Raw genomic sequence first — 12,745 nt, 5'->3', positions numbered from 1 at the left:
CGCGATTCTGGCGGCCTTCGGAGGCGCGCTGAGCGCCTGCGGCTCACCCTCGACGGGGGCCGTGGCGACGACCGCCGTCAAGCCGAACGCCCCGGCCACAAGGGCTGCCGGATGGCTGATGCCCGAAGAGACGCATCCACACCGGCTGACGTTCATGTCGTGGCCGACCGAGCTGATCTGGAAGTCCGACACCGCGGGCGTGCGCGACGACATCGCCCGCATCGCCCGCACGATCGCCGACTTCGAACCCGTGGTCATGCTCGCCAACCCCAAGGACGTCAAAGCCGCACAGCGCGCCTGCGGCTCCCAGGTCGAGGTCGTGGACATCCCCGTCGACGACCTGTGGATGCGCGACATCGGCCCCACCTTCGTGCTCCGCGGCGACAAGATCGCTGGAGTGGACTTCCACTTCAACGGCTGGGGCGGCAAGCAGGAGCACACCCGCGACAAGGACGTCGCCCGCAAGATCCTCACCATGGAACACATCACCAGGATCGACGCGCCGATCGTCGCGGAAGGCGGCTCGATCGAGGTGGACGGCGCGGGCACGCTCATGGCGACGGAGAGCTCCCTGGTCAACGACAACCGCAACCCCGGCAAGTCCCGCGCCGACATCGAACGCGGGCTGCGGGAGACCGTCGGCGCGACCACGTTCATCTGGGTGAAGGGCGTCAAGGGCAAGGACATCACCGACTACCACATCGACGCGCTGGCCCGCTTCTCCGAGCCCGGAGTGGTGGTGATCAGCACCCCGCCCGAGGACGCCCCGCAGGACGTCTGGACCGCCGCCCACGACCAGGCGCGCAAGGTCCTCCGATCGGCGGTGGACGCCCGCGGCAAGCGGCTCGAACTCGTCGAGCTCCCGGAACCGGTCGACATCGGGCGCCGCGGCGAGGGCTTCCTGGCCAGTTACGTCAACTACTACGTCGTCAACGGCGGGGTCATCCTGCCCCGCTTCGGCGACAGGAAGGCCGACAAGAACGCCGCCGCCATCGTCCGGGACCTGTATCCCGGGCGCGAGGTCGTGCAGGTGCCGGTCGACACGCTCGGCGAGGGCGGCGGCGGCATCCACTGCTCGACCCAGCAGCTGCCCGCCCCCGCTTGACACTCCGCCATGCCCGATGGATCACACGTGCGCACCTGCTCCCGCCGGAATCGGCGGCAGCACGGGCCCGCACGAAGAAGCCGCCGTGGTACCGCCACGCGCCCTCATCGAGGTAGGCCCGGCATCGGGGTGGCGATGGAGCCGCGACGTGGCCCGCGGATAGGATCGGCCGGGTGCGCCGGACGAATCTGACAGGGGCGACCGACGGCGGATCCTGGGTCGGCCTCGGCCTGGAGCTTCAGCACGCGGCCGAGCCGGGACTGCGGCCTGAGGCGGCGAACGGGAATCGGATGGTCCTGTCGCAGGGGCCGGACGCGGTGCTCTTCGCCGAGATCGACGACGATCGGGGCGGAGTCGAGTACTCCCGTACGGAGAACTACCGGTCACCCCTGGCTCCCTTGCGGGCCGCCGAGGCGCGCGCGGTCACCGAGCCGGGTCAACCGTCCTGGTACGCCCGCTGGGCGCATCGTTTTGCCGACGCCCTGGAAGCCTCCCCCATCGGCCCCTTCCACGAGGGGCGGTGGGTGCTCTCCCGGCGGCTTGCCGGGGAAGGGGCGTCCCGGACGGAAGACGTGTCGGCCGACCGATGGCGTTCCCTGTTGCTCGATGATCATCCAGACGGCTACATCGACTGGTTCACCGGCTCATGGGGGGTCATGCCCCTGCGGCGGATGTCACCGCCCGACAACGGCAGGGTGAAGGCTTACCGCAAGCAGGCCCGGGAGGGGATCCTGCCGCCCGCCTTGCTCTGGTGGTTCAGCGGGCTCAACTGCTACGCGATCCTGGACGGCCACGACCGTCTCGTCGCTGCCATCGCCGAGAACCGGAAGCCGGCGGTACTGGTCCTCTCCCGCGCACCGTCCGAGGAGCAGACCAGGACCGGTACGGACAGGGCCCTGTCGACCTATCGCCTCACCATGTCCCTCCTGGACGGTCCGCATCCGGTGACGGACCACCAAGGCTCGACCCGGGCGGCGAGCCACCTGCTCGCCGCTCAGCTGCACGAGCTCAAGGTCGACTACGCGCCCACCCGTGCATGGCCGATGCGAGCGGCGCACCGACGCAGCCAGGAGGGCCTGGACAGCTTGACGTGAGGCCAGGCGTACGCTCGCCCACCCCTTGCGCATCCAGTTCCCCGAACTGCCGGCCATCGAAGGCACACCACCGCCCCAGGCGACAGCTGCCAGTCCCGCCGCCGGCGCGCCCGGCAGGAACAGGTCTGGCGGGTAGCCGCCGACGGGCAGGTCACCGGCGTACGCCGACAGGTCCACGCCGGCCCCGAGCACGCTGGGGAGGCCGAGGCCCAGCCCCAGGCCGACCAGCGTGGCGGCGAAGACCATGGGCAGGACCTCCAGGACGGTCAGCCGCTGCGCCTGCCGCTCCGACAACCCCAAAGTGCGCAGGACCGACACCGTCCTGGCCCGCTCGGCTGCCCCGATGACCAGCGACAGGACGACGGCGATCAGCGCGTAGGCGGCCAGCGCGCTCTTGAGGGCCCGTTCTATCGCGCACCGACACCATCCAGGACAGCACAACACAACACGCCGATCGGCCCCCGATCCCAGAGCATCTCCTCCACGCTGGGCACATGCCTGGACACAACCGTGCTTCCCGCCTCACCGCTCGAACCACCAGGCGACTCGCCGCCCGCCGTCGGACGGGTCGGCCTCTCCGCCGCAAGCTCACTTCGGTACAGCTCTGGGCTGCCATCGCGGGGATCACCGGGAGTCTCATGTCCGTGCCCGCGTTCCTCGTCTCCATGAATGCCCTGCGGATCAGTGAACAGCAGCGGGTGGACGCTCAGCAGGCGAGAACAGCGTCTGATCGGGCCGGCCGGCGTGACTTCGCACTGCGCGTCACCGTCGAACCGGGCGAAGTGGATATCGCCGACCCGCTCATGACCGGCGGAACGATCACGGTCAAGAACGGGAACGCCCTCCCGACCACCGTCCAGATTCATGTTGAATTGTCTGACAACAATGTGGTGCAAGGGCCTGCGCACTATGCCACCTTCGACGCTCCCGCATGCAGCCAGGTGGTCTACCGGATGCGACACGATGAGGAGCGCACACGAACATTCGACGACGCCGACGGCCGGACAACGCTCGTCGTGGTCGTCAACCCGCTCGACCCGCACTCCCGCTTCTGGTCTCCTGGGCTCGGTGCGGAACCAGTCACAACGAGCGAGGTGACGAGGTTGAGTACAGCTGATTCTCTTTCGGTCAGCGACTTCTCCTCCACGAGCCGCTACCTTCCGACCTGCATGTGATCATCCCTCCTCTTCGGTGACGCGCTCCATCGCCTCCGCCCCTGTCCCCCACGTACGTGACGCCCGCAGGCATCCCGCCCCGCCGGACGGCACGTACGACCTGCTGGTCGACGGCCGTCTCACAGCGCAGGCCACGGCGCCCGGCGGCAACGTCCACACCATCACCGGCTCAGGCCGGTGCTCGTCGAGGAGGTGCCGCGGTTGTCACGCATGGGGCTTGCCTCCGGCCTGCCGCCGCACTGGGCGATCAGCCATGGCCGCCCGGTCCTTCCCCGGTACCACGGGGATCCCCTCTCGACATCGAGGGTGTGCCCGACCCGGCCCGTCCGGCCTGACGAACGGCCCGGTATCGGCGGCTTCACCGCTCAGAAATCCTCCGCCACGTCGTCTGTTCTGGTGTCCCCTCGCCACCCGCGGAAGGATTGACCACCATGACCGACGCCAGACTGCCAGGCGACGACGAGGCCGCGTTCATCGCGGCGGCCCGCTCCCATGACGCGGCACAGTTCGCGCTCATCACGGAGCGCTACCGGCGTGAGCTGCAGGTGCACTGCTACCGGATGCTCGCGAACTACGAGGACGCCCAGGACATGACGCAGGAGACGTTCCTGCGGGCGTGGAACAAACGGGAGTCGTTCAAGGGCCACGCTGCGCTGCGGACCTGGCTGTACCGGATTGCGACGAACGCCTGCCTCGACTTCCTGGGCAAGCGCAACGATCGCACACCCGTGCCTGCCGGGCTGCCGAGCGCGGGCTCGGAAGTGCACTACTTGCAGCCCTACCCGGACCGGATGCTCCCGGCGGACCCGCAGGAATCGGTGGTGACGCGGGAGACGATCGAGCTGGCGTTCATCGTCGCCGTCCAGCACCTGCCGCCGCGGCAGCGGGCGGTGTTCATCGTGCGCGACGTCCTCGGCTGGCCGGCGTCGAATGCCGCCGACGCCCTCGATCTGACGGTCGCATCGGTGACCAGCGCACTGCAGCGGGCGCGCGTGACGATGCGCGAGCAACTGCCCGACCGCCGCCTCGACTGGCGAAGCCCGGCCTCGCACGAGCTGTCGGATGACGAGCGCGGCGTGGTGAAGTCGTACATCGACGCCCATGAGCGCAACGACCTCGACGGGCTGATGGCCCTGCTGCGCGACGACCTGCGCTTCGTGATGCTGCCCGACCCGGGCGCCTTGATCGTCACGGCCGAGGAAGCGGTGGACGGCTGGGTCTCCAGTGGGCTCTTCCAGCGCGGCTACGACGACTGGCGCTGCACCGCCACGACGGTCAACCGCATGCCTGCCGCCGCGTTGTACCTCCGCACCCCCGACGACCCGGCATACCGTTTGTTCACCATCGCGGTCCTGCACATCGTCGACGGGAAGATCACCGAGCTCACCGGATTCGACGCCACCGACAAACCATGGCTGGGCCTGCCCGCGACGCTGTGATCAGGCAGGTCCCCATCGTCGACGAGTCCAGCGCACGGGCCGGCGTCACCGAGGTCACCGCGGAGTGAGCACCCTGACCAGCTGAACACCAACGCGGCACGGCGAACACCACCGCCCCGCCGGCGTTGCCGGCGGGGCATCCTCATGCCCGAAGAACATCGTCACGATCAACGACGCCGTCGTCCTCATCTTCGGCGAGACGGTCGACAACTCACCCGGAACGCGAGGAAGCGCCGGGAGAAGGTTCCCTCATCGCCGCGTCTCGTATCGGGTCAGCATCACGCCGCCGGGAAATGTCCGCGTCTCGACCAGGTTCAGGTTCACCCAGCTGTCCAGCCCGGTGAAGAACGGCGTGCCCCCGCCCACCAGGACCGGGTGGGTGACGATCGCGTACTCGTCGATCAGCCCGGCCCGCATGGCCGCCGCGGCGAGCGTCGCGCCGGCGATGTCCATCGGGCCGCCGTTCTCGGCCTTGAGCCGGGCGATCTCGGCGACCGCGTCGCCGGTGACCAGGCGGGTGTTCCAGTCGACCTTGTCGATCGTCGATGAGAACACCACCTTCGGCATGTCCCGCCAGAGACGCGCGAACGCGACCTCCGCCGGGGTGGCGTCGGGCCGTTGGTCGCCGGTCGGCCAGTGGGAGCTCATCGCCTCCCACAGCTTGCGCCCGTACAGCGACAGCTCGCTCGCCCGCATCTGGTCATACCACCACTGGAACAGCTCGGCGCTCGGCGAAGAGTCCGGCCCCTCTCCCCCACTCCAGCCGATGTCGTCGCCGGTCGCGGCGATGTAGCCGTCCAGGGTCACGTTCATGCCGAAGATCAGTTTCCGCATCCTGCCAGCCTCCTGTGAATCGATCTCACACGTACAGACGGGCGCGGCGCGGAATCCTAATCGGTGCGCGATCTGTGGCGGATCGGGTACGGTTCCGCGCTCGAGCCACGGGCCGGGAGATCGAGACACTGATCGTGCAGCTGATCACCGTTCGGAACGGTCGTCTGGGCAGGGTTTGGACCGGTAGGCTTGTGCGCGCTAAAACTCCGCGTTCGTCGGCTGGTCGGCCGACGATCTGCGATGTTCCCGGGGGTCGGCGTGGCCTTGCCAGTTCATCCGGTCCAGCCTGACGACGAGGAGCCGCCGGTCGGTGGCGTTGGTCTGCGCCTGCGGGTCCTCGGCCCGTTACGGGTGTGGCGGGACGGTGTCGAGCTGGATATCGGTCCCCGGCAGCAGGCGTATCTGCTGGCCTTGCTGCTGGCTCGGGTGGGCAGGCCGATCAGCGCGAGCGAGTTGATCGATCTGATCTGGGGCGACGACGTCCCCAGCAGCGCGCTCAACATCATCCAGAAGTACGTCGGCGCGGTGCGGCGGCTGCTCGAACCCGCGATCCCCTCCCGTGGAACCGGCTCGTACCTGCATCGCCGCGGCAACACCTACCTGTTCACGGCGCCTTCCGGCATGTCGGACCTGGTCGCCTTCCGGGAGCTCGTCGAGACCGCGAAAGAGGCCCTCGCAGAGCATCGTCACGAAGCGGCGCTTGATCGCTACATCGAAGCGCTCGGCCTGTGGCAGGGCCGTGCGGGCGACGGATTCACGCATGGGCCAACCGCGTTGCCGATCTTCGCGGCCCTCGACGAAGAGTTCCACGCCGCGTGCGCCGCGGCGGCCGAACTGGCGATGTCGCAGCGCCGGCCGGCGCCTGTGCTGCCGGCGTTGCGGCTGGCCGCGTCGATGGCGCCGTTCCATGAGCCGGTGCAGGCCGGCCTCATCGCCATCCTCGGGGCCGCGGGACGCCGTGCGGAGGCACTGTCGGCGTTCCGCACGGTCAGCGACTGCCTTGCCGACGAGCTCGGTGTCGAGCCCGGCCCGGCGCTGCAGGCCGCATATCTGCAGGTACTGGCGCAGCCTCCGACGTCGCCGGTCGTGACGGGTGCGGACGTCGGGGGTGACGGCGCGTCGGCGCGAGCGGCGGCCGGGCTGGTCGGCCGGGCCGAGGAGCTCGCCGTCCTGCGGCAAGCCGTCGAGATGGCGCTCACCGGCCACTCGGCGCTCGCCATCGTCGAAGGCGAACCGGGCGTGGGCAAGACCCGCCTGCTGCAGGAAGCCGCCGCCGAGGCGAGCCGGCTCGGCGCGTTCGTGGTCTGGAGTTCCTGCTTGGAAGGAGATGGAACACCGCCGATGTGGCCGTGGGAGCAGGCGCTCCGTCCGATCCTCGACAGCCTGCCGGCGCCGTTGCGGGAGAAATGGCTCGCCAGTGATCTCGGCGGACTCCTCGAACCGCGAAACGACAGCGCGGCCGCGCCAACGATTCCCGACAGCGGCGCCCAGTTCCGCCTGCTCGAACAGGTCGTCACCGTGGTCGGACAGGCCTCGGCGCAACGGCCCACGCTGCTGATCCTCGATGATCTCCAATGGGCTGACGCCGCCTCGCTCCAGCTGTTCGGCCACCTCGCGGCCCGGCTGCCCGCCGGCACGGTGATCATCGGCGCACTCCGTGACCGCGCACCCGTACCCGGCTCTGACCTGTCGCGGGTCCTGGCCGCGGCCAGCCGGCTGCCGGATCACCGCAGGATCCGGCTCGGCCCGCTCGGCTTGACCGAGGTGACCGAGCTCATCCGCCGCGAGATCGGCCAGGACCCGGGCGCTGACGTCGCCCGCGGCATCCATACCCGTACGGCCGGCAATCCGTTCTTCGTCCGGGAGTTGTCCCGGCTGCTGAGCGATGGCGGCTCGCTGCGCGACGGCGAGGCGGCAGTGCCGGCCGGGGTACCGGCCACCGTACGAGACGTCGTCCGCGACCGGATGGCCGGTCTCGACGACAGCGCTCGCGACCTGCTGCATGTCGCCGCGCTCATCGGCCGCGACGTGGACCTCGCCCTGCTCGCCGCCGCCGGCGGCGTCGACGTCGCGGACTGCCTCGAACGCCTCGAACCGCTGCAGGCGCTCGGTCTGCTGGAAACCAAGCCGGAAAGCCCGCATTCGCTACGGTTCGCGCACGACCTGGTCCGCGAGTCTGTCACCGAGACCACGACCCGGCAGCAGACCGTCCACCTGCATCTGCAGGTCGCCGACGCCCTCGAACGCATCCATGTGGACGACGAGTCCGTCGCCGAACGCCTCGCCCACCACCTCTGGGCCGCCGGCCCGCTCGCCGACCCGGCTCGCACCGCGCAGGCACTGGCCCGTGCCGGGCGCCGCGCGGCGACCAAACTCGCGTTCACGGCCGCCGGTCGGCACCTGGACTCGGCCGCCCGGATCGCGCGCACAGCCGGCCTGCGGGACCTGGAGCTGTCGGTGCTGTCACTGCTCACCCTTGTCGCCAGCAGGCACGGGGGATACGGCGGTTCGACGTTCGACCTGCTGGAGCGGGCCGAGTACCTGGCCCGCACGCTCGGCCGCGAGAAGGCGGCCGTGCACTTTCTGTTCGTTCGGCTCGTCGGGGCCTACACCTCGATCGAGAAGGACCGTGGAAGGTGGGCTCGCCGGGTGTACGAGCGAGGACAGGCGTCCGCCGACCCGACCATCCAGGCGTACGGCCGGCATGCCTGGGGCCTGTACCAGTGGGACATCGGCAACATCGGCGAGGCGTACCGCTTCCTCAGCGCGCCAGGCCAGACCAGCCCGCGCCATGGAGCCGGCGACCTCGGACCGTGGAAGGTGCCGAACGAACGGATCGGCTGGCTGGCCGTGATCACCGCGCTGCACGGCGATGCCGAGACGGCACGGTCCACGATCGACACAGCGTACCCGGCCGACGAAGACCCGGTGGCGATGTCGGTCTGGGCCTACTACCACACCATGGCGGCCTCGATGGCCGGTGACGCGCGACATGTGAGGTGGGCGGCCGAGCGGTGGATCGCGGCCGGCGACGACCGCTCCGGCGTCGCGCAGGAGCACTACATCCGGCTGGACTGGCACTGGGCCTGTGCACTCACCGGCGACGACCCGGCAGGCAAGGCGGCGGAGGCCGAACAACTCCTGGCCGCGACCCTCCTCGACCCGCCGCGATGGGGCATCGCCTACCACTACGGACTGATCGCCGAGATGTGGCTGGCCGCCGACATGCCCGACGCGGCCGCAACCGCACTCGACCGAGCCGACCAGGCCCTCACGACCTACGGCCAACGTTTCGCCGAAGGGCTCCTGCTGTTGCTGCGCGCACGCCTGCTGCACGCCCGTGGCGAACCCGTCGACGTCGTACGAGCCGCCGCCGAAGCAGCCCGCGCCCACTCGGACGAACGCGGGGCCCACCTCTTCGCGCGCCGTTCCGAGCGGTTCCTGGCCGAACTCGACCAGGAACCGGCGGACATGTGATCGCGCGCTGGACGATGGGCTGAGCCGCTGATGTTCGGATTCACGGCCGTTGCTCAGCAGACCCCTGCAGTGTGAGGCCGCCGCGTCCCCGAGCGTTCCACGGCACGTCGCGACGACCAGCTTCGTGGGGCGTCGCCCGGCTGACAGGTACTCTCCGAAATTCGGTGGGTGCCTGTCGGACATTTTTGCGATCATCCGCACGTGACAGATGAAACCGATCGCCAGACGTCGTTCCCCACCAGTTCGAAGCATGTGCGCTTTGTCGAGTTGTCGAGCGCTGCGATGTCCGCTCTGCTCGACGGGGATCTGCCCGCAGCCGGCGACACGGCTGGGGTCGCGCTGACCGAGTACTTCGTGACAGACAGAGCGCGATGGCTGTGGCGGGTTCGGATCGACCAGATGGCCGCCGATCCCGGCCACGCGCGGTGGATGGCGCGGCAGGCGGTGACCGGGCCCGAAGGTGTCGTCATCGGTCATGCCGGGTTTCACGGACCGCCCGATGAGGCGGGCATGGTGGAGATCGGCTACGCCGTCGCTCCCGACTTCCGCCGCCAGGGCTATGGCCGAGCCATCCTGATCGAGCTGTTGCGTCGGGCCGCGGCCGAACCGGAGGTCAAGACCGTACGGGCGACGATCAGTCCCGACAATGTGGCGTCCCTGGCCACGATCGCCGGCTTCGGCTTCGTCCAGGTCGGCGAAGATTGGGACGAAGAGGAAGGTCTCGGACTCATCTTCGAAGTCCCCGCCAACCGCGGCCGCCAGGCGTGACCAACCCAGTGAGGGGCGCAGACCAAGCAACGCTGAAAGGGACAGTCTCCTGGTCACGGCGGGTGTGCGCGCGAGGATTTTGACTCGAACATGGCTGTCCCTTCCAGCCGTACTTGGGCTGTGGGCCGTCTAAAGCCGATCCATAGCGCTGCGTTCTACGGTGTGCCGCATGCGACCTACGACGGCAATGCGCCGTGCATTCATCATCGGGCTCGTGGCAGTGAGCGGATTCATCGTTGTCCCTGCGGGGTCGGCCTCCGCCACCACCGTCTACATTGCCCCTGACCTGAGCTGCTACAAAAAGGTGCTCACTGTCCGTGGTGGAGGTATCAGAGGGTTCTCCGTCAACTGCACGGGCCCGGTCGGCAAGGTCAGGACCTTCACCGTCTGGGGGTGGCGCCAGAACGCCGGCACGCTGACGAGCAGCGGGATGAGCGTCCACGGATCCGAAAGCGGATGGGTATCGCTGCCGACGCTCTCGAGCGGCACCTACGACTGGATCGACGTCAAGTGAACAGCAGAACGCTCTGACTTCGGGGCTGGGACCTCTTCGGGAGCAGCGAGCCTCCAAGACCGAGCTCGCCAACCGGCCCCAATGACCCAACACCACGATGGCCGCCACCCCGACCAGGGTGGCGGCCATCGGCGGTGGACTGGGCCGCCTCCAGGGCGAGGTGTCCCAGGGCCAGTTGCTCGCGCCGTCGTGGACACCCTCCACGTGGCCTGCACCGACACGATCGCCGCGGGAGATCTGCCCCGGCGATCAAGCACGCGGACGGGGATCGACAGCACCTCGTGGACCGCCGCCGCGATCTGAGGGACACATGCCAGGTCAGAGCGGGTGAGGCGATTCTCGGCGTCCACAGGTGGCGCACCCCATGCCGGAGCGCCCGCGTCCGGAAGGGCCCGCTAACATCGGGGTCCCCCGGTCCCGCCTCGCGGATGCCCCCACTGCGACGGACGCCCGGCCGACCCGCCACGGAGCCCGCGTGCCCACGATCGACCCCCGACGTCTCCTCATCCTCCGTGCCTTCGTGCTGTCCGACTCGGTCACCGCGACCGCGGCGGCGCTGCACCTGACGCCGTCCGCGGTGTCGCAGCAACTCGCGGCGCTCGAACGCGAGGTCGGTCACGCGCTCGTCATACGCTCGGGGCGCAAGCTGGCGCTCACGCCGGCCGGGCGCATCCTCGCCGGGCACGCCGAGGAGATCAGCTCCCGGCTGAAGATCGCCGAGGCCGACCTGGCCGCGCACGCGGGCGGTGTCCTCGGGCAGCTCCGGATCGGCGCCTTCCCCACGGCGATCAGCTGGCTGGTGGCGCCCGCCATCGTCGAGCTGCGCCGCCAGGCCCCGGGCGTCGACGTCACCGTCGTCGACGCGGAGGCGCACATGAGCCACCGGATGCTGATGCGCGGCGACATCGACGTGACCGTCAGCATGGAGTACGAGTCCGACCCCGAGCGCGACTCCCCCGACATCGTGAAGTTCCCGCTCTACATCGAGCGGTTCAAGGTCGTCCTCCCCCAGGCGCACCCGCTGTCCGGCGAGGAGGGGATAGCGCTCACCCAGCTCACCGAGGAGGGCTGGATCATGCCCTCGCCCGGTAATCCGTGCCGCACGATGGTGCTGCAGGCGTGCGCGGAGCTCGGCTTCCACCCGCCGATCACCCACGTCTCGGACGACTACCGCGCCGCGCTGGCGCTGGTCGCCGCCGAGGCGGGGATCTGCCTGGTGCCGGAGTCCGCGCTCTCCGCCCGCGACGCCGAGTGGGTGACGATCCTGCCGACGCGTGGCATCGCGCCGCTGCGCAAGGTGATCATGACGACGCGGCGCGACAACCAGGGCCACCCCGTCGTACGGGCGGGGCTGGATGCGATGCGGGCCGCTGTCGCCGAGCCGGACTCGGAGGTCTACGGCCCGCTCGCGCGGTCCGACACCTTCAGTGTCGAGTGACGGCCCCGGCCGAGGGCGCGTTCTCGCGGAGGAAGGCGTCCACGTGCCGGTGGTACTCGTCCGGCTTGTCGCGGCGTACGCAGTGGTGGGCGCCCTCTATCACGACGACGTCGAAGCCGGGCGCGACGGCCGTGAGGCGATCACGGGAGTGCTTGTCGACGATGACGTCGCCGGTGCCGGTGACGAGCAGCGCCGGTACGCCGGCCGGGCCGACCGTGATCTGCCGCGCGGTCGGCGTCCAGATCCGGCGCTTCTCGTGGACCCGCTGCTGCATGTAGTCGATGTCGACGGCCTTCATCGCCTCGGCGAGCGGGCGCAGCTCCTGCTCCGCCCAGTGGGGCTTGAGCTCGCGCTGCATGTCCATGAGTTCCTCGACCGACGCCGTGTCGGCGAAGTCGAAGGGGTCCTTGGTGGTCTGCTCGACGCTGAGCCACGGGTTGGGACCGGCCTCCGGCACCCACCACGGCGGGTCCTCCAGCACGACGCCGGCCACGAGATGCGGGGCGTCGGCGGCGACGAAGGCGGCGATCCGCGCGCCCATGGAGTGCCCGACGACGAGCGTCCTGCGCCCGGTCTCGTCGAGCATGTCCTTGAGGATGTCGATCGCGTCCTGCACCATCACGTCGGTGGACGGAACGCCCTCGTGCTCGGGCAGGCGGCCGGGCGACTCCCCATGGCCCCGTGCGTCCGGCGCCACGATGTGGTAGTCGCCGCCCCAGCGATCGACGGCGTCACCGAAGCACGCGCCGGACTCCACGGCGCCGTGGAGGATGAGGATGGCCGGCGCATCTGCTGCGTCCCGCCCATACTCTCGGACGAACAGGTCTGTTCCCACGTGTCCTCATTCACTGCTCTGTCGCGCCGGCCCCCGGCCGGCTCACGACGGGGTTGTCGTTCGGTG

General features: G+C 69.7%; 10 protein-coding genes and 1 pseudogene. 8 read left to right on the top strand and 3 right to left on the bottom strand.

What is annotated here, in order from left to right:
• The first annotated feature begins 118 nt into the window (after positions 1-118).
• Together IEZ27_RS37015 and IEZ27_RS37010 are read left to right on the top strand one after the other, a co-directional pair.
• Complete coding sequence (locus IEZ27_RS37015; RefSeq protein WP_229824688.1) at positions 119-1,105, top strand: agmatine deiminase family protein; 987 nt, start codon at positions 119-121, stop codon at positions 1,103-1,105.
• A gap of 290 nt (positions 1,106-1,395) precedes the next feature.
• Positions 1,396-2,199 carry a hypothetical protein gene (locus IEZ27_RS37010; protein ID WP_189651519.1) on the top strand — a complete coding sequence of 268 codons (804 nt, stop codon included), beginning with the start codon at positions 1,396-1,398 and terminating at the stop codon, positions 2,197-2,199.
• Positions 2,200-2,316: 117 nt separating this feature from the next.
• Here IEZ27_RS37010 and IEZ27_RS55655 read toward each other — a convergent pair.
• A pseudogene (locus IEZ27_RS55655) lies at positions 2,317-2,643 on the bottom strand (FtsX-like permease family protein); the annotation flags it as partial.
• A gap of 194 nt (positions 2,644-2,837) precedes the next feature.
• Here IEZ27_RS55655 and IEZ27_RS37000 point away from each other — a divergent pair.
• On the top strand, positions 2,838-3,374 hold the full coding sequence (locus IEZ27_RS37000; RefSeq protein WP_189651517.1) for a hypothetical protein: 537 nt from the start codon (positions 2,838-2,840) through the stop codon (positions 3,372-3,374).
• A gap of 431 nt (positions 3,375-3,805) precedes the next feature.
• Entirely contained in the window at positions 3,806-4,813 is a 1,008-nt protein-coding gene (locus IEZ27_RS36995) for an RNA polymerase subunit sigma-70 (RefSeq protein ID WP_189651516.1), read from the top strand.
• Positions 4,814-5,062: 249 nt separating this feature from the next.
• Here IEZ27_RS36995 and IEZ27_RS36990 read toward each other — a convergent pair whose 3' ends face one another.
• A complete protein-coding gene (locus IEZ27_RS36990) occupies positions 5,063-5,647 on the bottom strand; it encodes a dihydrofolate reductase family protein (protein ID WP_189651515.1) in 585 nt (194 codons plus the stop codon).
• Positions 5,648-5,887: 240 nt separating this feature from the next.
• Here IEZ27_RS36990 and IEZ27_RS36985 point away from each other — a divergent pair, with 240 nt between their 5' ends.
• The 4 genes from IEZ27_RS36985 to IEZ27_RS36970 all read left to right on the top strand — a co-directional run bounded on the left by IEZ27_RS36985 (position 5,888) and on the right by IEZ27_RS36970 (position 11,844).
• Positions 5,888-9,124: a BTAD domain-containing putative transcriptional regulator gene (locus IEZ27_RS36985; RefSeq protein WP_189651514.1), complete on the top strand. Its 3,237-nt coding sequence runs from the start codon at positions 5,888-5,890 to the stop codon at positions 9,122-9,124.
• 201 nt (positions 9,125-9,325) lie between these two features.
• The gene (locus IEZ27_RS36980) at positions 9,326-9,892 is read left to right on the top strand and encodes a GNAT family N-acetyltransferase (RefSeq protein ID WP_229824687.1); all 567 of its coding nucleotides are present in this window, start codon (positions 9,326-9,328) and stop codon (positions 9,890-9,892) included.
• Between the two features lie 169 nt (positions 9,893-10,061).
• A complete protein-coding gene (locus IEZ27_RS36975; protein WP_189651513.1) occupies positions 10,062-10,406 on the top strand; it encodes a hypothetical protein in 345 nt (114 codons plus the stop codon).
• A gap of 475 nt (positions 10,407-10,881) precedes the next feature.
• Entirely contained in the window at positions 10,882-11,844 is a 963-nt protein-coding gene (locus IEZ27_RS36970) for a LysR family transcriptional regulator (RefSeq protein ID WP_189651512.1), read from the top strand.
• On the opposite strand, the gene IEZ27_RS36965 is transcribed toward IEZ27_RS36970, so the two are convergent.
• Positions 11,831-12,679: an alpha/beta fold hydrolase gene (locus tag IEZ27_RS36965; RefSeq protein ID WP_189651511.1), complete on the bottom strand. Its 849-nt coding sequence runs from the start codon at positions 12,677-12,679 to the stop codon at positions 11,831-11,833. The genes IEZ27_RS36970 and IEZ27_RS36965 overlap by 14 nt on opposite strands.
• Between the last annotated feature and the right edge of the window lie 66 nt (positions 12,680-12,745).

Source organism: Nonomuraea spiralis, assembly GCF_014648435.1.
Classification (GTDB): domain Bacteria; phylum Actinomycetota; class Actinomycetes; order Streptosporangiales; family Streptosporangiaceae; genus Nonomuraea; species Nonomuraea spiralis.
This window is presented reverse-complemented; position numbering and strand designations above follow the sequence as displayed.